Consider the following 20729-nt stretch of genomic DNA (forward strand, 5'->3'; position numbering starts at 1 on the left):
TATGAAAACGTCTTATGAAGTAAATTTTACGCTTTGGACCTTTAGCTCAGCTGGTTAGAGCAAACGGCTCATAACCGTTCGGTCGTAGGTTCGAGTCCTACAAGGTCCACTTATAAACAAGGAGAAAGCACTCAAATGAGTGCTTTCTCCTTGTTTATAATAAATAAAGGGGATTGTGACATGAAAATAATTGATTTAGAGACAGAAAGAAAAAAGAAGGGAAAATTAATGGTAACTATTCCAATTATAGAACTAATATATGGAGAAAAAGGGGAAATTGAATTTAAAGTAGTGGGAAAAAAAGTTGTTCCGCAATCCATGTTAGAGAATTAAACTACTTTCAATTTCTATAGGCTGTAAGGTCGTTAAGTGGGAGATTTCTAAGTACGGAAACCTCGTGGATTTTGATTGATTATGCTATCCCTGTAGTTCCTAAGGCTAAGAGATGAGTTTTCTCCGTTAGTATGGGAGAAAAAGGAGAAAGGAAAGGACATAGCTATTGCGGTTTTAGATACGGGTTGCAATATTAATATAAAGACGTTATTCTTTCCTATGATTTCTCAGAAAGAATAACGCCTTTTTCATTTTAGAGAGTATTTTGTCTTGTTACCTTGATAGCGATAGGGTAGCGCCATCAAAACGCAAATTTCGTACGCTAAGAGAATTTGGAAAGAGCTAAGGTTCTGATTCCCTTAAAGGACAAAACGAAGGAGAATTCCTAAAAATAAAGTTGTATTCATCTAGGAAAATTAATATGCTCTGAACTAAGAGGTAAGATATTTGCCAACCTTCTTCATATTTTTTGTAGCTGGAGTTAAATACAAAATATTACAGAAGTAGAGACAACATTGATAATTAGATTTAGCCCACTGGTGCGTTGTAACTAGTCTAATAGTAATCTTTCTCGAAGCTCACTGTATTATCGAAAAGAATTGCGCATGCTAATGCATTCATTGCTTATTCTTTAGTTTATTGAATATAATGATCCTATTTCTAAAATAGAAGGATGATAGGATCAATTACTTGTCACTTTAAATTTAATTAAAAAACAATTGTACTAACAGCATGTAGATAATTGTTCCACCTGCTATGGAGAGAAGCATTTGTCTCTTCCATATGTGAAGGATTATTACTACTCCTACTGAAATTAATTCTGGAGCACCATGATTGCCGGATAATAAGTTCAGATCCTTAAAACAGTAAATAACTAAAAGACTTATGACAGCTGAAGGTAGTACCTTACCGAGATACTGGACATATTGCGGAGTAGGTTTATCTGATGGGAACACTAAGAAGGGAAGGAACCTTGTAATCATTGTGCCTAAAACCACTATACCAACTGTTATAACTTGTTGCAGTAAACTCATTGTCACACGGAAACCTCCTCTATGTTCTCTATTGTTTTTTTTAGGATAGTAAGTACTAATAAAATCATAATCATTGCAGGAATTATGAAATTGTTTCCACCAAAAATAATTAGGCTAAATATCGATAATCCCAGTCCTACAAGAGCGCTATAATGCTTTTTCTCCCTCATCCATTGTTCAACAAAAATCACAACGAAAAGTGCTGTCATAACGAAATCTAGTCCTTTTGTATTGAAGTGTACAAGGGAACCAAAAATACCACCAATTGCGGCTCCTATACCCCAATACAAATGATTAAGCAGTGTCACGAAGAACATAAACCAACCCTTATCAACACCTTTTGGAATATCAACAGTAGAATTAATAGAAAAAGATTCATCACATAGTCCAAAAATAAGATAAAACTTTTTCTTACCAGTTCCTTTATACTTATCTAGCATAGAAATACCATAAAATAAATGCCGTGCATTCACCATTAAAGTAAGAAAAAGTGCATGAATTGGATTAAAAGCAACCAGTAATAAATTAGCTGCAATAAATTCCATTGATCCAGCGAATATGATTAAACTCATTAGAATTGGATATATTGCACTGAAACCCAGAGAGTTCATGTAGATTCCATAAGCAATTCCTAAAAATACAAAACCAGCAAAAATAGGTATTGTATAAGGGAAAGCTGCACGGAATGCGATTCGTATTTGATTTCTATTTTTCATATTATTCACATCCTTAATCAAGAGCTTTATTGCATACAAATTTAACACATAAAATCCATACAATGAATAAGAAAATTGTATGGATTACAATTTTCTTTAGAGGAGTGTGTTATTCTAACTTTAAAATAATGCTGAGTTTATCTATAAAAATTTAATCGTAGAGGTGAAGCATGCCAGTAAATTCATTTGAAAATTACTCTATGTCTTGGAAACCTAATAAGGAACTATTAAAGCGTCCGTTTTATTCCTCTATTGCAGCACTACTTGAACATGATATTGTAAATGGTTTTTTAGCTCCAGGAACAAAATTGCCTCCACAACGAGAATTAGCGGATTTTTTAGATTTAAACTTTACAACAATTACCCGAGCTTACAAACTATGTGAAGTTAAAGGCCTAATTTACGCAATCACAGGGAGTGGAACTTTTGTAGCTCCTAATGCAACTCGTTCCATTACTATTTCTACAGAGGAAATCAGAAACTGCATTGATCTTGGATTAGTAGCATCATTTGAGCAAACTAATAGTATTGTCGCAGAGACTATTCAAAAGGTAGTAGATAAAAAGTATTTAGAGCAACTATTAAATTACAATGATCCAACTGGTCTTCCGCATCAAAAAACGGCAGGTCTCAATTGGATGAAGTCTTTTGGCATTAATGTGGATCAAGACCATATAGCAATAGTTTCGGGGTCACAAAATGCTTTAGCGATTACATTGACAGCGTTGTTTAAACCTGGAAACCGAATTGCAACTGATGTATACACCTATTCAAATTTTATCGAATTGGCAAAAATGCTACATATTCAATTAGTACCCATTCAAGGGGATGAATTTGGAATGCTCCCAAGTGAACTCGATAAGCAATGTAGTCAATTAGATATTCATGGTATTTTTTTAATGCCTTCTTGTTCTAATCCTACTACGATTATGATTGCAAATTTTCGAAAGAAAGAGTTAGCAGCAATCATTCGAAAGCATCAAATAATTTTGATTGAGGATGATATTCATGCATTTTTGACAGCAGGGGTTATTTCTGATTATGAGCAACCAATGTTTAATTTACTTCCAGAACAAAGTGTTTATATTAGTGGAACTTCTAAGTGCATTTGTTCAGGATTAAGGGTTGCTTATATGGTATTCGGAGATGCCTTACGTAAGGATATTTTAAAGGCTATATTTAATGTCAATGTTAAAACATCTTCCTTAGACGTAGAGGTGATAACAGAGCTAGTGTTATCAGGAAAAGCTCATGAAATTGTTAAGCAGAAGAAATTTTTAGCGGAGTCTGCAAACGAAATTTATTCAGGATATTTTTCTTCCAACAATCCTGTCGGGCATCCTTTTAGTTTTTACCGTTGGCTACCTATTCAAAATCATTATGATGCATTTCAATTAGAAACAGATTTGGAGAGGCACGGCATTCGGGTTTTTCATTCCGAGCGCTTTATTACCGCACAAACCATGCCTAATCAGTATTTACGAGTTGCTCTATCCTCTACAAACTCATTAGAAGAGTTGAAAATAGGGCTAGAAATACTAAAACAATATCTCGGCTAGTTTAAAAAGAATACAGCAGACATTTACTTGAAATAAAGGAAAATGCTATTTAACAGTGAAGTCGTAGTAAAACTCTTCTATAGGCAAGAAGAGTTTTTTAGTGAGTCTACAGTATTCTGGGAGGAATTAATTTGTTTATTATTAATATATAAATTATTATATATAGGTGATTTGTGTTAGGAAATAAAGGATATTTTTATTCGCAAAAATAATTAGGGTAAGAAGGGGAAATAGTGAGAAAATGAAACAACTTTTAGGTGCAGTATTTGCAGCAACAACTTTAATATCTTTAGCAAATCTACGGACAGATATAATCTTTAAAGATATTCTTATTGACCATTTGGTTATATAAAGAAAACATAGATATAAAAAGGGAAAGTAAAGTAGCTGGTTATGGAAAATGGTACATATGATTTTGGTGGATAGTATTACACGTGGTCAAGTTGCTAGATTACTTTATCTTCGTTTGATATAATTATTACTACAGTAGTATTACAGTAATACCTTGGGTATATAATAAAAGAAGAGATGCTTGATACATCTCTTCTGGTAACTGTTGCCGTAAGGCGGGTAGTTACTAAATAAATTTATTTTCTTTTTCTAGAACTTCCCTTTTGCTTCCGACGGCGTAGGGAGGTTCTTTTGCGTTTTGCTAATATTATTCACTAGCTTGTTTCCATAACCAATAACAATAATTCCTAGAAATACTTTCAATAAATTCTGTAGCAAAGACAGTAAATATTCCATCATAGGAGTCACCTACTTTCCCTCTACATAAAAAAGAGAAAGGACAGCACCCACCCTACGTCATACAGTTAAATCTATTCTATCATCCTAGTACAATCTCACCAATATAAACAAGACCACCATTATTGATAGTCTTTTTAGGTAGATTTATAACAACTAATTACAATGTTTTTATATGTTGTTTACTATATGCATTCATATTCGCCTTAGGATCTTTAGCATAACCTATTACATGGCATATGTTTTTTGTACCAAGCTTTGTTAATGCATTTCGCCTTCGTAGGTATTGAAGGTTTAGAACTATCCTTTAGTATAGTCATATCATTAGAACATCCTGCGATATTTAGACAGAATGTAGCTAATAAACACGATAGTAATAATTTATTCATATAATCACTTCTAATTCTTTAATAGTTAACATTTTTTCATGAAATAAGTTTCTTACTAATTTTACATTATATTAAAGCTCAGAAAATATTCTTATACTCATAAGTTATTACATTTGAGCTAGTGAGATTTTGTTAATAATAAAAGTGATTCTAGTCGAAGCAAGGCATTTAATTGCTGATAAAGGTAAAACTGCTAGTTATCTAATTCTCTCAGTCATTATGTATTTGATTTATTTAACACATGAACTAATAGCAGAAAATGAACGGAAAGGTACATATAGCTAATAATGTAGGGCCAATCCACATGGCCATGTTAAAAAAATCAATATAAACTATGTGAATTCTTTCTTCCAAAGAATTCGATATCTACAGAAAGGGATTTAAGGTTATTGTAAGGTAAATGAAAGTTACCTGAAAGAATCTCAGTTTAATATAAAATTATGAATTATCACAGGAGGGATGAAATAATGTTAAAGAAACTGGGAATAGGTTTAGTAACTTCCATAATTTTGTTGAGTACAAATGGTATTGCTGATGCATCTACTAACAGCGTACATGTAAAAAATGAAATGATATCTAAGAGCACAAAAAAGTGCAGTGACTGTTGGCGTGTTGGTCAATCTAGAACAGAAGATGGAGTTGCAGCAAAGCATACAACAATAGATGGAGAAAAAGTTGTCAAATATACAGTACAGGGCAATGGAAAGGTTAGAATGGATGTCATTGGTAAAGGATTTGCTGAAATTAAAGTAACTAGGGAGAATGGGAAAAGTGTATATTATCAGTTTGAGGTAATTTAATTAGTAATCAAATATAGGTTTTCATTTTAGAACGTTGCCTTCCTATAATTAGGAAGGCTTTTATTATTACATAAATAGGATAAAATAATAGTTCGCTAAATTGGCTAGGAACATAACTAAAAATGTCAGAGGAAATTTAGTAAATTGTTTCACATGAATCATCTTCTCTTGTTTGGATTAATACATATTAAAGTTTATTCTTTGCTTTTCTTTTATAAGAAAAAATAATGTATTTTTTCATTTTATTTTAAGGAGTATTTTGTTTGCTTAGCTTGATAGCAATGTGGTGTCCCACTTATTATTATGACATTTGCACTGGCTATGGCTAAAAATGAATATAATAAGATTTTCTATGTAAAAGAAAAAATCTTAATTAGTTAAATTAGAATTATTTCTATAATTTAGATAGATGAGATGAATAGGTAGTTTAATTAGTTGACTATTTGAGCTGCATATTGTTCTAAATTTGCGAGTGGCTCCCAAAAAGAAGGAATCGTGGACGTACCACATGATAAAGTGAGAAGCTTTAAAATGTTTACCTTCGTCTAAATACAAGTTATACATACATATATTGATCTTATTAAGGTATATATTACACATAATATTATGTTAAAGGTGGCGAATTGTATTATGAAAGATTTTGTTCTCGAAAAAGAAAACATTATTCGTAAATATGGTGAATGGACCGCTTATGATATTAAATTAACGGATACTCTATATACAAGAGATATTCGACAACCAAATCCTGCATTAAAAAAAATTGTGACAATGATTCAAGATATCACACAATGTGATTTTAAAAATCTTCGAATCTTAGATTTAGCTTGTTTAGAGGGGCATTACGCTATTGAGTTTGCTATGCAAGGAGCAACTGTTGTAGGGATAGAAGGAAGAGAATCAAACATACAAAAAGCTATATTCGCTAAAGATTTATTAAGGTTGGAAAACTTAACCTTTTATCAAGATGATGTAAGAAATTTAAGTGCTGAAAAATATGGTCATTTTGATATTGTTTTATGCTCTGGTATTTTATATCATTTAGACTGCTCAGATGTATTCCCCTTTTTAGAAAAAGTGTATGAAGTATGCAAAAGGTTTGTAATAATTGATACTCATATCACTTCTACTCCTAATGTGTCAGTACTTTATAAAAATTATGAATATAAGGGGCACACAATGCTAGAACACTCTGCTAATTCATCAATAGAAGAACGTTTAAAATCAAAATGGGCATCATTAGATAACGTTACTAGTTTTTGGATGACAAAATCCTCTCTATACAATTTTTTAACGCGAACAGGTTTCTCTTCTATAAATGAATCCAGAAGTTTAGTTCAAGAAGATAGGATCACTGTTGTAGCTTTTAAGAAATATCCAATAGAAATTAAAAGCTCTCCTGAAACAGAAAAATACATTGAACCCGATTATTTAGAATGCTAAAAACAACACTTTTAAGTTTAATAGTCTAATCACTCAGTATGAGTTAACACTATATGTCATTCAAGCTAAAAACTTAAAGTATCCCTAAACAAAATTATTAATTTTTTAAAAGCTATTTATATAAATGCAACCCGTTGTTTCTGTTTTGGGGGCACTATAAAGTTTTAGCTTTATAGTGATGGGATAGCACCGCATTGCTATCAACTTAAAGAAATACTTCCTAAAACAAAAAATGAAAAGAATAATAAAAAAGCTTATCATTACGTGTTAAAGGATAAGCTTTTTTATTTTAGTGTAATTAGAAGTTTTGAAATTCTTTTACTACTTTCATAATAAACTTAAAGATGCTCTTTTCAACCTTGTAAAATTAACCCTTCATTATTTAAAAGCTGTAATATACCAAATAGCAACAACATTTCCATTTTTATCGAGTACTCTGCCTTCAGCTGCTCCTTCTTCATATGCTGTTACTACACCAGTTTTAGGGTTGACATAAATTTTATTTTCACTAAATAAGACATATTTGTATTGATTTCCGCTTGGCGTCATTGACCAAGGTTTCCCCACTTTAATGTGCATAAATTCACCTTGCACATCAGATACTTGATAAAACGATTTTGTTGATTCTGGATTGTTTACTGCAGCGTGAGTTTTAGTAGTAGCAAAAGTTCCTAAACCTCCAATTCCAATGGTAGCTGCTAACGCAATTCCAACAAATTTTTTCATGTGATAATGCCTCCTTTTTTAATTCATACCTGTATATTAAACGGTTAGTCTTTCATGTCACTTTCATTTACCTTACAATAACCTTAAATGGATTTTTGAAAATTCTGACCGATGCGAGGGAGAGTATGAAAAAAAATATATTAATTGTTGATGATGACAAAGATATTATTGATCTTTTAAAGCTTTTTTTAGAAATGGAAAATTTTTTTGTTATAGAGGCTTTAAATGGGGAAGTTGCCTTAAAGTGTCTAGAAGAAAATCATATTGATTTAGCTATCGTTGATATTATGATGCCTAAAATGGATGGTTACCAATTAATTAAAAAGATTCGTGAGACGTTACAATTCCCAATACTTATATTGTCAGCCAAATCTCAAGAAGTAGATAAAATTATAGGTTTAGGGATTGGAGCAGATGACTTCATTACAAAGCCATTTAGTGCTTTAGAAACTATAGCTAGAGTTCAAGCTCACCTTAGAAGGTCCTATGAATTTAATGATAAGGCTGTAGAAGGTAAGGAGAAGCAAATTCATATGGGTGATTTAGTATTAGATCATCATTCTTGTACACTCTATAAATCAAGCGAATCCATTTCTCTCAGTGCTACGGAATATAAAATCTTAACACTTTTTATGGAAGAACCAGGGAGAATTTTTACTAAAAAACAAATTTTTGAAAGTGTATGGTCGGATTATTACTGTGCAGATGATAATACGATTATGGTTCATATTAGTAGACTGCGAGAGAAATTAGAGGATTCTCCAAAGAATCCAGTTTATATAAAAACGATCCGGGGACTTGGGTATAGATTTGCTAGGAAGGAAGAACTTTATGAAAAATAAAGTTTTATATATCTTAATTAAAAATTACGTTATATTTGCACTAGCAATAGGTTTCACGGTGATAATCTTATTTATATTTTTGATGTACCAAACAGAAAAGCAACTAGGAGAGCTAAATAATTTAAAAGCAAGTGAAGTATTGCGTGAAAACTTTGAAACTATTAATTCAGAATCAATAGAATCATTTGGTGGTTGGGTAGAAATTCTTAATGAAAATTTACAAGTTATCTATACCAAAGGGGAAAAGAAGGATAAGCTTTTATCATATTCACAAAAAGAATTTGCTACTTTATTTTTTGATAATGACAAGCTTCCTTATTATTCATCTGTAGCAACATTTGTAACGAAAAAAGGTGAAATATTATATTGCCTTGTTAAGGTTCCTAAAAAAGCAATAAAGTATGAATATACGTTTTCTGATAAAAATGAGGAATACGTATATGTTTTTTATAAGATATTGCTTACTACAATCGTTTTATTTTTTGTATTTTTCTCTATGAATGTATATATATTTAGTAGGCAAATTGCTAGGAAAATAACCAGGCCATTGGATAAACTAGCAACTGGATTTGAGGAAATTGCTAGTGGAAAATATGATAAAAGGTTAAACTATGAAACATATTTTGAGTTAATGCAAATACAGCATTCGTTTAATGTTATGTCGGAAAAACTGGATAAAATAGAGAAAGAGAAGAAGAAGTTGGAAGAAACCAAGCAGAAGATGCTTGTAGATTTGTCTCATGATTTAAGGACACCAATTACAACCGTTCAAGGTTATGTTGAAGCATTACAACTAGGGATCATTACTGAAAAAGGTGAAAGAGAAAGAACTTTGAATGTAATATATAATAAGATTCGAATCATTGCGGTATTAACTGAAGATATTTTTGAACTGTCTAAATTAGAGCATTCTGATTACCCTTTTGAAGTACATCCAACTGATGTATCTGAGTTTATTCGTGAATTGCTTGTAGAATATTATGATTTATTTCAAGCGAAGCGCTTAATCCTTCAATATCAAATACCCTCTAAAGAAGTGATTGCTCCAATTAACAACAGGTTACTATACCGTGCTATCTCTAATATAATATCTAATGCTCTACAGTATAATACGGCAGGTACGACCGTGTTTGTATCGTTAATTGAGGATGAAAGCAAAGTATATATAAACATTATAGATAATGGATTTGGAATACCTGAGGATATGAAACAAAGTATTTTTGATGCATTTGTTCGAGTAGATGATTCTCGAGAAAATAATGGGGGATCAGGTCTTGGATTAACTATTGCTAAGCATATAGTAGAAAAACATGGAGGGAGCATAAATTTAGATAGTACAAAGAAAAAAACACATTTCTGTATTTCTTTACCTAAATGCAGTGTGTAAATATCTTATGAAAAGTGTTAGTAAGTTAAATGATTGTATAAAGAGAAAACTCACGATTTACTTCCTTTAAACTTAACTCTGATTCATATGAAATTGTATAAACATAGCAACTTAAAACTGCTCTTTTTTTGTTAAACTTCGTGACTTTATCGGAAATCTATATTAGCATTTATGTATATGAAGTAAGCATAAAAGGAGATACCATATGAAAATAACATGTAGTATGATGTTTAGTTTAATACTATTAACATCATGTGATATATCGGATAAAGAAATTAAACAAAAAGCTCAAAGTTATACAAAATCGCAGTATGGTTTTTCTGTTAAACTAAATGAAGTTGAAATACCGGGGAATTATAAAGATTTACTGGGGCCAGATGTACGGATAGCTCATGTACAGCAAGTAAATGAACCGTATTTGCAGTTTCAGCTAGCTTTGGATGGACGAATCTCCCCAAAAGTAGATAGTGATAATTATAAAATCAAAAAAGAAGCGAATGATGTAAAAGAAAAGTTCCATACATATTATGCTGGAAAAGAGAATAACGATATATTTACGTTTGAACAAATGTATACGGGAAATATTGTTTTTGATAAAAAAGAAGAAGCAGAAAAAGAAAAGAAAAATGTAAAGAAATATGTTACGGCAGTTTTTAGAAGTAATATATTTTTGGATGTAAACAATCCTGTGCATATGGAAAAATTAGCAGAGCTGGCAAGAGGTATTCAAGAATTTAATAAGACAAATGGAAATAATAAGAGTAGTGTGGAAGAGATAACGATTCAGTTGCCAAATGCGGATAAGGAGCTATTACAGAGCATTGCAGTAGATTATATATTAACAGCTGATGATGCAAAAAAAGCTCTTGAGAGAAAAGAGCATTATATGGAAGCTTTACTGCTTACAAAATAAAAAAGGGGCTCATTTCGATTTCTTGTTTTATCATTTTAGTCAAGGTGGTTCTTTTAAAACCTCGTATAGGTAATCAGTACGATAAAATGGGAGACATTAGTCATATTTAAAAATTAAAAAAGTCTCTTAGTCATGTTAAAGGGAACTTGCTCACGCAAATGATCTGTAAATCAATTCGTTTTTGATATACAGATCATTTGTATGATAATTTTTATAAATAATTGCTAAATAGTGAATTTACATAAATGCTTTTAGAAGTTCTTGAATTAATGGGATTGCTCCACCTAGAAATTTTAAAACTGCCATTGCGATTTCCATATTATTTGCTCCTCTTTTTTCGTATTAAGATTTAGTGAATCTTTATAACTTTATTATAGTAAGCGTTTACAATTATAACAATACATTTATGTATGCAATATTGCATATTTATACATTAGGCCTCTATTAGCCATTTTTTAATGTTACCATAGCAAGGTGAGAGTCTATAAGGGTTGTCCTTAATAGGAGGAAATATGGAAAGAGTGCAAGCGATTTACAGTAATCAAAAATTTAAGAGTTGGGTTAAACAGGTATTAGCTGTAGGAGGAGTAATAGGGTGCTGCTATTTGGTGTTATATATTTTCTGTTTCTTAGTTATTACGTAAATATTATACAACTAAACTAGTAGAGTCTTGCCTAGAGAGGTAAGGCTCTTTTATTGTAGTACCGGGAGATGAGCAAACTACATACAATATCTCTCAGGTTTTTCAGATCACTTTGTATGGTTCCTTGTTTAGAACACTAATTCCTATCATTGAAAACAGAATTCTATTGATAAAAAATATGTTATTACTAGATACATATTAAAAAGACAAGCATAAATTATATTAGATTTTGGCAAAGTCTTTTTGACTTGGCAAAGGATTTAAATCTTACTTATAGATTTGATCCCTTTTTATATACTATAATCCTCATGTTTATATGTAAATATAATACAGTAATAATGATTTAAAAGCAAGAATTTTAGTAGCGGTTCGTTCACACATCCATCAACTTAAGATTTTAAAGTAGCACTTAAACAAAAAAATTCTTTTTTTAATTGATTGATAGTAAACAAGAAAGGTTAGCAAATCAACAACTAAGAGATTTCTTCAGGTAAGCTAATAAGGAGTTATTACAGAACATTGCAGTAGATTTTGCATTAACGGCTAAGGATGCAAAAAAGGCCCTTGAAAGAAAAGGGGAATATATGAAAGCTCTACAGCTTACAAGGTGAAAAAGAAACTCATTTTAAAACTGTTTTTAACATTTTATTCTTGTACCGGAAAAACATAGGGGTTAAGGGTGGTAGTTTACAATTAATGAAGGATAAGCAAAAATAACTGTTAACAATATTAAGTGCAGCATCTTAATTGTAAAATCTTTTATATTCCTGCAAGTACAATTCCTGTTAAATAAAAAATTTTTAAGTTAATGGATGTGGAGTCTCGCCACATAATAAAAAGGTAGAAATATATTTAATATATTCCTACCTTTGATTTTATTGAGTTTAGCATCTATGATCTAAATATCACAGAAGGTAGTTTTCTTTTATACTTCTATATCTTTCCCTTCTGCTACCACTGTATCTTGCCACAACACAAGTAGTTTTCTAAATTCAGAGGTCTCAATTTTACATTGGTTATTTGGAGCACTCATAAATAAGTTAATAGCACTGGTGTAATTAGGTTCAATGTAGACTGCTGCTACGTTCCCTTCTATTTCATATTGCGGAACTTTTTGGTCTACTACATTATCTAAAATTTGTATATACTCATCTGCTTCATCATCTAAAATATCTTCCAAGAAATGAGAAATTATAGAAATTTCTTTTGGCAAACGTATTCTTAATCCGCCAAGTCCATCACGATAAAATTCGTATGTATATTTCATTTTTTACCTCCTAGTATAAACAGGATATGCTGTTATTATCTCATTATTTTGTATAATCATTTCTACTTTAAATCCGTGGGATGTTTGTCCTACATATCTAACTGTATCGACTTGAATCTTATTATCTTATGCTTCTTTGATAGAATCAAGTACCTGTACTCTATCCCAATCCTTAGGGAAAAATGAAGAAAGCGCATTTTTTGTTTCACCGTCTACTTTTACTTTTGCTCTATATACTCCCGCAGAATTTGGTGCATGGGTAATTCTAACTATTTCTCCTCCACCCATCATACTTTCATGGTGATATCCAACAGCTTTTAGTCCCCACCATTTTTGTTTTAGTTCCCCGTGAAAAAGGTGCTCCATAAGTGATGAATCAAAACTATACGGAACATTGCCACCATTAGTTCTGCTACTATTAATTCTTCCACTACTAGCAAATTGATAGGTAGAGAGTTTTTCTTCAGCTTGTTTAAAGTCTGGTGTGTCAAATCTAGATCGCAAACCATCTCCACCAGCAAAAGCAAATCGATCTTTTAATGGTAAGTGGCTTGAAATATAAGGTGTATCACCTGAAAATTTCGTTAACTTTACAGATCTCCAAGGGAAGTTACTTTTCCAATTTGGCCTGCTCCTTTATCTCCAATCCATCCTAAACCAAACTCCATAAAAATATTTGTTCCTCATTGCACCCATACCTGCTAGTGGCATAACTTGCTTTGTAATTTCAGTATTTGTTCTGATTCAGTCAATCTCTTCAATTTGTTCTAATAGTTCTAGTTCAACTACATCTGTTGAAGCGATCTTTAATTGAAATTCGGTATGAAAAGCTTCATTCTTATCATTAAGAGCTATCAATTCCTTACTAGAAATATTTGATACATTGAAATATTCTTACATGGTATAATTTTCTTGATGATTTTGGAACTAGAAGGGGTTTAAATGATGGGAAACTTTCAAAGTAATTTTCAAACGGCTACACAAATTGCTACACAAATGAAAAATGCATCGGATACAATTCAAGGTGCGACAAATCGTTCTATAACAAAGGCGAGCCGTACTACACTATCTGTTAATGCTCAGGCGCAAGAAGCGAATCAACAAATGCTAGATTTGACTAGACAATTTTGTGGGGCCTTTCAACAAGCAATTGATAATATTCATTTAGTAGCTAAGGATTTTGAAAGAATGGATAACGAACTACAAAAGACATTTCGCTAATGTGGCAACCTACGGTAAAGGGAGAAGGGTAGGAAGAATAAGATGAGTCAAGATGTGGAAAAGCAAATAAATGAATTTAATCATGAATTACGGATAGTATTTGAAAAACAGGATCGAAATCAAACGGAGATTCAAATCCAGAGACAAGCAGAAATGGACTTTCACGAATTGAGAAATCAAAAAAAACGTTTATTTAATAGGGTTTTAGAAACATGGCATGGTGATAAAGATGTTTCTCATTTTTTTATGAATAAGCTTCAAGAGTCACAACATATTGAGCGGAAATTAACATTGGAATTGGAAAATCAAAAAGAAACATTACTTAAAGAAAGACGCAATCTTATTGATTTAGAAACCGACCTTATCTATCGGCAACAGCGATTAAAAAGGGAGGATAAAGCATGAGTTTAAATATGTATTTAGGGGAAGTACAAAATCAAACCCAAAGCATGAATGCTGTATGTGTCGCTACTATCCAAGCTATGGAGCAAGCAATCCAATCAATTGATACCTTTGCAACTGATACAGTTTTACAAGGGCAAACATATAGTAGTGCAAAAATATTTTTTGTCCAAACTTTTCGTCCTTTAGCACAAGGTATCATTTATTTATGTGAAGAATTAATCCGTCAAAATGATGCATTTCCAAGCGATTTTCAATCACAAGTTGCTTCCACAGATGTCATTGAACAAGAAATAAGAGAGCAAATTCAAGAAATTAATCGAATGATCTCAAGTATAGAATCGATTAGTATTGCTACAGTGTTGCCTGGAATAGATGCCATGGTTATTATTTTAGTGGAGATGAGAAAAAAACTGCAAGAAAAATTAGAGCATCTATATGAATTTAACTATACGTCCAGTAATAACTACCACACAGCTCTTCAACTTGTAGCTAGCCTTACTGCCGGCCTTGCTGAAGTCCAAAGTGGAAAAGGATTTAGTCCTGTAAGTGGTACGTTTAGTACACAAGGATTAAATATGGATTGGACCGTTTCGATCCAAGAAATTGCTGATGAAAGAAAACGTCAAGTTGATAATCTTTTAAAGGAAGGATCAATGGAAGAGGGAGCGGTGTGCAAGAAACCTCCTGAAAAATCTACTTCTGAAAAAATTATAGATGGTATTTTAGAAGGTACGGGTCAAGCAGTTGAAGATACAATAGATGGTGTTGTGGCACTTGGTAAATGGGAAACATGGGAGAACATGGGGTACGCTTTTACTCATTTAAGTGAAACCTTACCTGCTATGTGGAACACATTATCAGATTCGTTTATTAATGATGTAATAAATGGAGACGCTGAAAGTCGTGCTAAGTGGGGAAGTTATGCTTTTACACAAATTGGACTTGGGCTTATTGGTGATAAAGGATTAAGTAAAGTAAGTAAATTGGGACAAGTGGGCAATGTAACTACATTAACAAAAGGTTTATCAAGTGTTACAAGTAATTTGCAAATGGGAGACCGTCTGGCTATTGCAGGTATGGGTTCTATGAAAATTGAAATACCTACAATGAAAGATTATTTGGTTAAAGCAAGTAGTCCAAATAACGGAATGAATATAAAGCTAGGAAATGCAAAAAGACCAGGGGGATATCAAAAAGGAGATATCGATGAACATGGTTATTTAAGTCCGGCGGTTAATCGTGCTCCAGGAAATAAAAATATAGCTGCTGATAATCGAATACAATCACATCATCCTATACAAAATGAATGGGCTAAAAGATGGGCTATTAAGGGTGGATTTGATTATAACGAAAAGAAAGCTCAAGCAATACTTTTACCATCAAGTTCTGGTTTACCTCATGCGAAAATTTCTGCTATGCAAAGAAAGCGAAGAAGGCTTGAAGGATATGATACTGATATAAATTATGAATTTAATGTAAGCTATAGAGAAATGATTGAGGCAGGAGTTGATCAGAAAACTGCAAGAAAAGTATTGGTAGATGCTTATAAATATTTTGATAGTTTGGGAGGTTTTGTGAAAAAATGATAAATTTATCTAATGTTTCTGGTTTAATAAAAAATAAGCCAGCAAATGATATTGAAATTCAAGAAATAGAAGATGTAATGAAAGTTAAATTACCAAATGTACATAAAGATTTATTGAAGTATACAAATGGTTTTTCTATAGGTGGAGGATTAATAATTTATGGTACTGATGATATTATAGAACGAAATGAGACTTGGGAAGTAGCAGAATATGCAAATGGTTATGTTGCTATTGGTGATGATGGTAGTGGCAATGTTTTTTTAATGTCGCAAGGTGCAGATGTACGAGAAGTAAGGGCTGTTGATTCTGGTGATATGAATCCAAATCATGCCACTGTAGTTACATTAGATTTTATTGAATGGGTAAATACGGGGTGTTTGAATCAAAAAATACAGAAAATAAAAGAAGAAATCCCTGATACGTGTAATATAGTGTTAATAGAAATTCCTAATGGAGGATTAAAAGATTTAGTAAAGATAAAAAGTGTACTCGCACTTGATATTTCAACAGGGGAACTATTAAAAGGATCGAAAAACCTTCCTTTTACATTAGTAAAAGGAGCTCCATATGGTAAAGCAAAAAAAATAATTGAAAAATTAGGATCTATTGGTTTAGCACTAAATACAATACCAATGGATAAAAATAATTAATGTTAAACATAATTTGAAATTCATTTTTAACTTATTTCCCGAAAGAAGTCTCCTTCCTCAAGCGTGTGAAGGGCGTAGCCCGACGATAGGTGGGAGACGAATTTCGGTTTGGCGGAGCCAAAAGGCTTTGCTTTTTATTTTTCCTCTGATAGAATCAGTCTTATAAAGAATAAAGGTTGGTATATCAATAAAATTAGATAATAATAATCATTCGGTGTTCTTGCTATATTATCACCTTGTATTGGTTGTGAAATACAGAAGAAATGTGTTCAATGATGATATATCAGACTATGCAAAAGACATGTTTGTCAGGTTATCTGAGAATTACAACATAACATTGATAGAGTGGAATCATGATGTAGACCATGTTCATATTTTGTTCAAGGCTCATCCGAATACAGAAATGACAAAATTTATTAATGCTTATAAAAGTGCAAGTTCTCGACTCATCAAGAGAGACTTTCCACGAGTGAAAACGAAACTTTGGAAAGAGATGTTTTGGTCAAGAAGTTTTTGCTTATTAACTACTGGGGATTCTCCAATAGACGTAGTAAAGAAATATATTGAAAATCAAGGCGAAAAGTGAGGTGAAATGATATGCCAAAGCACAATAAAGTATATAAATTCCGTTTGTATCCAACAGAAGAACAAGCATATCTTATGCATAAAACCTTCGATTGTGTACGTTTTGTATATAATAGAATGTTAGCTGAACGAAAAGAAGCGTACGAAAAATACAAAGATGATAGGGAGCAACTAAAGAAACAAAAGCCTCCAACTCCCGCGAAATATAAAGCAGAATTTGAGTGGTTAAAAGAAGTGGATTCATTAGCTTTGGCAAATGCTCAACTAAACTTGCAAACTGCCTATAAGAATTTCTTTAGTGGTCAAAATGACTTCCCAACATTCAAAAGTAAAAAAGACAGAAAGTCTTATACAACGAATGTAGTAAACGGAAATATTTTGTTGCTGAATGGTCATATCAAATTGCCAAAACTCAAAATGGTACGTATCAAACAACATAGAGAGATACCACAAGATTATAGAATCAAGTCATGTACGATTTCTATGACTCCTACGGGTAAATACTATGTGTCCATCTTGACTGAATATGAAAAAGAAATTGTACAAAAAGAAGTAGAAACAGTTGTGGGGTTAGACTTTGCGATGGATGGATTATACGTTAGTTCTGAGGATGAGAAAGCCAATTATCCTAATTTCTATCGTAACATGTTAGACCAGTTAGCAAAGGCACAACGAGTATTATCAAGGCGTAATAAAGGTTCTGAGCGTTGGCATAAACAACGTATTCGTGTAGCTAAGTTACATGAGAAAGTAGCTAACCAACGTAAGAATTTCCTTCATCATGAGTCTAAAAAGTTAGCTACTCATTTTGATGTCGTAGCTATTGAAAATCTTAACATGAAAGGAATGTCGCAAGCACTTCATTTTGGAAAAAGTGTCACTGATAATGGATGGGGTATGTTCACTTCTTTCTTAGCTTATAAACTAAACGAACAAGGAAAACAACTTTTGAAAATAGACAAATGGTTTCCTTCCACCAAAACATGTAGCAATTGTGGAAATATAAAAAATATGACTTTGTCTGAACGAATTTATTCTTGTATATGCGGTGTAAATCTCGATAGAGATTATAACGCAGCTATTAATATCAAAAATGAAGCAATACGCCTATTAGCGTTAGGATAAATTGCAATAACAAAACCTTTGGAACAAGGGAGTTAGCTCGGCTGTCTAAGGACAAATTCGTTAGCTATCAAAAGTAATGATTAACCGAGAAGCCGCCACTTCAAACAGTCCGTTAGGACGTTAAGTGGCGGGTAGTTCACTTGCCTGATATTAATTTAATGATTTATTAAAAACGAACTAACATTTTAAAGGTTAGTCTGTTTTTTATTTTTTTACAAGAATTAAATAAGGAATGTGAACTCAGAGAGTGTTACATGGATAAGAAGAGATTTATTAGAAGGCAATTTACGATTAAATGAACCCAAGAAATAACTATATAAATGGTAATAATAAAGGGGAATATATATGAAGATTTGGCAATTAAAAAGCTCGACTGATGATTATGAAAGCTTTCAATTATTGAACTATGAAGAGGATAAAAAATATTTTAAAACTAGTTTTAATTCTATGGTGAGTTTGTCAGATTCATGGACGCCTAAGTTTATTGAGGTAAAAGATGATGGGAAATTAAGCGATTCCCCTATTTTTTGGGGAAAGTCTGGTGTACAAATAATTAGTGAAAAAGCCAAGAATGTTTTAGAACCTATAGTAGGAGATAATATTGAATTTTTACCATTAATTCATAAACAAACAAATAAAAAATACTATGCTATGCATGTTTTAAGGGTGTTGGAAGCACTTGATACTAATAAAACAATCTTTGATAAGTTAAGTTCAGGTTTAATAATAGGATGTAAAAAATTTGTATTTATTCCTTATGTTGTCCAGCACGAACCGATTTTTAAATTGAATATAAATGGGAAGGTACATCCTAACTATCTTTTAGTATCAGATCAATTCAAAAATGCAATTTTAGAGAGTGAATTAAAAGGTTTTCAATTTACTGAAGTGTGGGATTCAGAAGAGGGTGCGTAAAGAAATCTGATTTAATTAGATTAGTAATGTAAACCCATATCTAATAGGGTAAAAAATAAAAAGCTTAAGCACATTGAAATGAACTCGAATATTAGTACATGATAAAAACATCACCTGAATTCGCATTCTAATCTTTCTCGTTTTATTTTTTTGCAACGATGAATGAGGAAGAATGCTTATCATGTTTTAAATTAAAATTATATTGGCTAACGTAAAGAATACCAATCATTTACTTCTCCCATCAGCACAAGTAAATGATTGGTACTTCTTGTTAATATCGCTAAGTATTAACTACGAGCAGAATACTTTATTTCATTCTTTTTTCCCTTACAGTTTGATCTTGTAATCGCTGTTATTCTTTTATTAGTCGATGAACAATTACACGGGTTGGGATTTTATCAGTCATTCCTACATAAGCGTTGGATATTTTGCAGGTTTGTCCAAACTGAAAAGAGCTTATTAAACCATCTATTATTCACGTTCTTCTTCATATAATTGCACCGCACTTATTTTTTGTATGTGGTTAAAACTAGTTTTTAAGAAGCATATGTTTTAGCAACTGCAGAAATTCTGTATCACTTTTATCATTTTTTATATAATCCTGTTCGTAGTTAAAAATCATTCGTACTAACATAAAAGCTGTAAGCGGTAATGGTACCTTATGCAAAGCTCCTTGCTGATAACCTTTTTCGAGTAAATTACTTATCATGTTAATTGCTTCTTCTTCAGATTGTTTAAAACAAGTTGTAATTTCAGGTGAATGGTACTCTTTATATTCTTGAAAGAGTGTAGAAACAAACGGATCTTGATGATATTCTAGGCTGATATAATGAAGAATTTTTTGTATTCGAAGTAAAACATCTTTTTCTTCTTTATATAAATTAAATAATTGTGAGCGTTTAAGCTGAATATGACGCATATAGCAGTCGCATAATATTTCAGTTTTATCTGTATAGTAATAATAAATAGTACCTTTACCAACTTTAGCTGTCTTTGCAATTTCATCAACCGTTGTGTTACGGACACCACGCGTAGAGAACAGTATTGTGGCAGATTGAATGATTTTCATTTTTTTATTTTCTTTTTCTAATTTGATCATTGTCTACACCCTATCCTTGAAATATTTAGCGAAGTTTTCTGTCTTTACATTCTGTATCAGTTCATTTGTAATTTTGTAACTCCTAATAGAAAATCCTCTATTTGCTTCTTATAGAATAACATACACCATTCTTATTTCTAGTATATAACTATAATAGAATGCAACTTTATAACCTAGGGATAAAGTTGAAAGTTTGAGGTAATAATTTTTATAATCGGACGATGAGAATTCAAGTGAAAGGGGACAGTGATTTCTTTCTTGAGTGAATTGTTTGATTTTTTATTTAATTCGTTTTATTATATAAACATGACTAAAAGATACTTTTAGTCGGATTTTTTTACGGAAA

General features: G+C 31.8%; 20 protein-coding genes, 1 tRNA gene and 3 pseudogenes. 16 read left to right on the forward strand and 8 right to left on the reverse strand.

Annotated elements, in window-relative coordinates:
* The first annotated feature begins 35 nt into the window (after positions 1 to 35).
* Positions 36 to 109 (forward strand) — tRNA-Ile (locus MKY21_RS29545).
* Between the two features lie 71 nt (positions 110 to 180).
* Positions 181 to 333, forward strand: a complete 153-nt coding sequence (locus MKY21_RS29550; RefSeq protein WP_000691090.1) for a hypothetical protein — start codon at positions 181 to 183, stop codon at positions 331 to 333.
* Positions 334 to 1037: 704 nt separating this feature from the next.
* On the opposite strand, the gene MKY21_RS29555 is transcribed toward MKY21_RS29550, so the two are convergent.
* Complete coding sequence (locus tag MKY21_RS29555) at positions 1038 to 1373, reverse strand: branched-chain amino acid transporter permease (RefSeq protein WP_000178819.1); 336 nt, start codon at positions 1371 to 1373, stop codon at positions 1038 to 1040.
* Positions 1370 to 2083 (reverse strand): azaleucine resistance protein AzlC, encoded by a 714-nt coding sequence (azlC, locus tag MKY21_RS29560; protein WP_098438003.1) that lies wholly within the window; start codon positions 2081 to 2083, stop codon positions 1370 to 1372. Before azlC ends, MKY21_RS29555 begins: the two co-directional genes overlap by 4 nt.
* A gap of 170 nt (positions 2084 to 2253) precedes the next feature.
* Here azlC and MKY21_RS29565 point away from each other — a divergent pair, with 170 nt between their 5' ends.
* The 3 genes from MKY21_RS29565 (at position 2254) to MKY21_RS29575 (ending at position 7018) form a co-directional block, all read left to right on the forward strand.
* Positions 2254 to 3642, forward strand: a complete 1389-nt coding sequence (locus tag MKY21_RS29565) for an aminotransferase-like domain-containing protein (protein ID WP_001145017.1) — start codon at positions 2254 to 2256, stop codon at positions 3640 to 3642.
* 1603 nt (positions 3643 to 5245) lie between these two features.
* Entirely contained in the window at positions 5246 to 5578 is a 333-nt protein-coding gene (locus MKY21_RS29570; protein ID WP_000914230.1) for a hypothetical protein, read from the forward strand.
* A gap of 630 nt (positions 5579 to 6208) precedes the next feature.
* A complete protein-coding gene (locus MKY21_RS29575; RefSeq protein WP_000651395.1) occupies positions 6209 to 7018 on the forward strand; it encodes a class I SAM-dependent methyltransferase in 810 nt (269 codons plus the stop codon).
* Positions 7019 to 7396: 378 nt separating this feature from the next.
* Here the strand turns inward: MKY21_RS29575 and MKY21_RS29580 are convergent, their stop codons facing one another.
* The gene (locus tag MKY21_RS29580) at positions 7397 to 7744 is read right to left on the reverse strand and encodes a hypothetical protein (RefSeq protein ID WP_098321714.1); all 348 of its coding nucleotides are present in this window, start codon (positions 7742 to 7744) and stop codon (positions 7397 to 7399) included.
* Positions 7745 to 7869: 125 nt separating this feature from the next.
* Between MKY21_RS29580 and MKY21_RS29585 the strand changes: the two genes are divergently transcribed.
* The 3 genes from MKY21_RS29585 (at position 7870) to MKY21_RS29595 (ending at position 10886) form a co-directional block, all read left to right on the forward strand.
* A complete protein-coding gene (locus tag MKY21_RS29585; RefSeq protein WP_341078314.1) occupies positions 7870 to 8586 on the forward strand; it encodes a response regulator transcription factor in 717 nt (238 codons plus the stop codon).
* Positions 8576 to 9973, forward strand: coding sequence for a HAMP domain-containing sensor histidine kinase (locus MKY21_RS29590; RefSeq protein WP_341078316.1), 1398 nt, complete (start codon positions 8576 to 8578; stop codon positions 9971 to 9973). The genes MKY21_RS29585 and MKY21_RS29590 overlap by 11 nt, the downstream gene beginning before the upstream one ends.
* 205 nt (positions 9974 to 10178) lie before the next feature.
* A complete protein-coding gene (locus tag MKY21_RS29595) occupies positions 10179 to 10886 on the forward strand; it encodes a hypothetical protein (RefSeq protein ID WP_341078317.1) in 708 nt (235 codons plus the stop codon).
* A 237-nt stretch (positions 10887 to 11123) separates the two neighbouring features.
* Here MKY21_RS29595 and MKY21_RS29600 read toward each other — a convergent pair.
* Positions 11124 to 11310, reverse strand: a pseudogene (locus tag MKY21_RS29600) (hypothetical protein).
* 88 nt (positions 11311 to 11398) lie between these two features.
* On the opposite strand from MKY21_RS29600, the gene MKY21_RS29605 reads away from it, so the two are divergent.
* Positions 11399 to 11530 (forward strand): hypothetical protein, encoded by a 132-nt coding sequence (locus tag MKY21_RS29605; RefSeq protein WP_341078319.1) that lies wholly within the window; start codon positions 11399 to 11401, stop codon positions 11528 to 11530.
* A gap of 925 nt (positions 11531 to 12455) precedes the next feature.
* On the opposite strand, the gene MKY21_RS29610 is transcribed toward MKY21_RS29605, so the two are convergent.
* Both MKY21_RS29610 and MKY21_RS29615 read right to left on the reverse strand, forming a co-directional pair.
* On the reverse strand, positions 12456 to 12797 hold the full coding sequence (locus MKY21_RS29610; protein WP_000878116.1) for a hypothetical protein: 342 nt from the start codon (positions 12795 to 12797) through the stop codon (positions 12456 to 12458).
* A gap of 3 nt (positions 12798 to 12800) precedes the next feature.
* Positions 12801 to 13480: pseudogene (locus MKY21_RS29615) on the reverse strand (EndoU domain-containing protein); the annotation flags it as partial.
* Positions 13481 to 13739: 259 nt separating this feature from the next.
* On the opposite strand from MKY21_RS29615, the gene MKY21_RS29620 reads away from it, so the two are divergent.
* The 7 genes from MKY21_RS29620 (at position 13740) to MKY21_RS29650 (ending at position 19284) form a co-directional block, all read left to right on the forward strand.
* Entirely contained in the window at positions 13740 to 14018 is a 279-nt protein-coding gene (locus tag MKY21_RS29620; RefSeq protein ID WP_000971917.1) for a TIGR04197 family type VII secretion effector, read from the forward strand.
* A 42-nt stretch (positions 14019 to 14060) separates the two neighbouring features.
* Entirely contained in the window at positions 14061 to 14423 is a 363-nt protein-coding gene (locus tag MKY21_RS29625; protein WP_098295278.1) for a DUF3958 family protein, read from the forward strand.
* Entirely contained in the window at positions 14420 to 16009 is a 1590-nt protein-coding gene (locus MKY21_RS29630; protein WP_341078322.1) for a T7SS effector LXG polymorphic toxin, read from the forward strand. The genes MKY21_RS29625 and MKY21_RS29630 overlap by 4 nt, the downstream gene beginning before the upstream one ends.
* Positions 16006 to 16659: an SMI1/KNR4 family protein gene (locus tag MKY21_RS29635; RefSeq protein ID WP_097846106.1), complete on the forward strand. Its 654-nt coding sequence runs from the start codon at positions 16006 to 16008 to the stop codon at positions 16657 to 16659. Before MKY21_RS29630 ends, MKY21_RS29635 begins: the two co-directional genes overlap by 4 nt.
* A 187-nt stretch (positions 16660 to 16846) precedes the next feature.
* Entirely contained in the window at positions 16847 to 17245 is a 399-nt protein-coding gene (gene tnpA / locus MKY21_RS29640; RefSeq protein ID WP_000762720.1) for an IS200/IS605 family transposase, read from the forward strand.
* A gap of 11 nt (positions 17246 to 17256) precedes the next feature.
* Positions 17257 to 18369 (forward strand): RNA-guided endonuclease TnpB family protein, encoded by a 1113-nt coding sequence (locus MKY21_RS29645; protein WP_341078324.1) that lies wholly within the window; start codon positions 17257 to 17259, stop codon positions 18367 to 18369.
* 345 nt (positions 18370 to 18714) lie between these two features.
* Positions 18715 to 19284, forward strand: coding sequence for an imm11 family protein (locus MKY21_RS29650; RefSeq protein WP_097846107.1), 570 nt, complete (start codon positions 18715 to 18717; stop codon positions 19282 to 19284).
* A 122-nt stretch (positions 19285 to 19406) separates the two neighbouring features.
* Here the strand turns inward: MKY21_RS29650 and MKY21_RS29655 are convergent.
* Both MKY21_RS29655 and MKY21_RS29660 read right to left on the reverse strand, forming a co-directional pair.
* Positions 19407 to 19747, reverse strand: a pseudogene (locus MKY21_RS29655) (IS4 family transposase); the annotation flags it as partial.
* A gap of 66 nt (positions 19748 to 19813) precedes the next feature.
* Positions 19814 to 20383, reverse strand: coding sequence for a TetR/AcrR family transcriptional regulator (locus MKY21_RS29660; protein WP_000593070.1), 570 nt, complete (start codon positions 20381 to 20383; stop codon positions 19814 to 19816).
* Positions 20384 to 20729: the final 346 nt, after the last annotated feature.

Origin of the sequence: Bacillus sp. FSL R9-9497 (assembly GCF_038005805.1) — a bacterium.
Taxonomy (GTDB): domain Bacteria; phylum Bacillota; class Bacilli; order Bacillales; family Bacillaceae_G; genus Bacillus_A; species Bacillus_A cereus.

Bases quoted from the DNA above. Each gene is read 5' to 3' on its own strand.
- MKY21_RS29580 (WP_098321714.1), bottom strand. From the start codon at position 7,744: ATGAAAAAATTTGTTGGAATTGCGTTAGCAGCTACCATTGGAATTGGA.
- MKY21_RS29650 (WP_097846107.1), top strand. From the start codon at position 18,715: ATGAAGATTTGGCAATTAAAAAGCTCGACTGATGATTATGAAAGCTTT.
- MKY21_RS29590 (WP_341078316.1), top strand. From the start codon at position 8,576: ATGAAAAATAAAGTTTTATATATCTTAATTAAAAATTACGTTATATTT.
- MKY21_RS29575 (WP_000651395.1), top strand. From the start codon at position 6,209: ATGAAAGATTTTGTTCTCGAAAAAGAAAACATTATTCGTAAATATGGT.
- MKY21_RS29585 (WP_341078314.1), top strand. From the start codon at position 7,870: ATGAAAAAAAATATATTAATTGTTGATGATGACAAAGATATTATTGAT.
- MKY21_RS29625 (WP_098295278.1), top strand. From the start codon at position 14,061: ATGAGTCAAGATGTGGAAAAGCAAATAAATGAATTTAATCATGAATTA.
- MKY21_RS29635 (WP_097846106.1), top strand. From the start codon at position 16,006: ATGATAAATTTATCTAATGTTTCTGGTTTAATAAAAAATAAGCCAGCA.
- MKY21_RS29605 (WP_341078319.1), top strand. From the start codon at position 11,399: ATGGAAAGAGTGCAAGCGATTTACAGTAATCAAAAATTTAAGAGTTGG.
- MKY21_RS29570 (WP_000914230.1), top strand. From the start codon at position 5,246: ATGTTAAAGAAACTGGGAATAGGTTTAGTAACTTCCATAATTTTGTTG.
- MKY21_RS29610 (WP_000878116.1), bottom strand. From the start codon at position 12,797: ATGAAATATACATACGAATTTTATCGTGATGGACTTGGCGGATTAAGA.
- MKY21_RS29595 (WP_341078317.1), top strand. From the start codon at position 10,179: ATGAAAATAACATGTAGTATGATGTTTAGTTTAATACTATTAACATCA.
- MKY21_RS29645 (WP_341078324.1), top strand. From the start codon at position 17,257: ATGCCAAAGCACAATAAAGTATATAAATTCCGTTTGTATCCAACAGAA.
- MKY21_RS29550 (WP_000691090.1), top strand. From the start codon at position 181: ATGAAAATAATTGATTTAGAGACAGAAAGAAAAAAGAAGGGAAAATTA.
- MKY21_RS29630 (WP_341078322.1), top strand. From the start codon at position 14,420: ATGAGTTTAAATATGTATTTAGGGGAAGTACAAAATCAAACCCAAAGC.
- azlC (WP_098438003.1), bottom strand. From the start codon at position 2,083: ATGAAAAATAGAAATCAAATACGAATCGCATTCCGTGCAGCTTTCCCT.
- MKY21_RS29660 (WP_000593070.1), bottom strand. From the start codon at position 20,383: ATGATCAAATTAGAAAAAGAAAATAAAAAAATGAAAATCATTCAATCT.
- MKY21_RS29565 (WP_001145017.1), top strand. From the start codon at position 2,254: ATGCCAGTAAATTCATTTGAAAATTACTCTATGTCTTGGAAACCTAAT.
- MKY21_RS29620 (WP_000971917.1), top strand. From the start codon at position 13,740: ATGATGGGAAACTTTCAAAGTAATTTTCAAACGGCTACACAAATTGCT.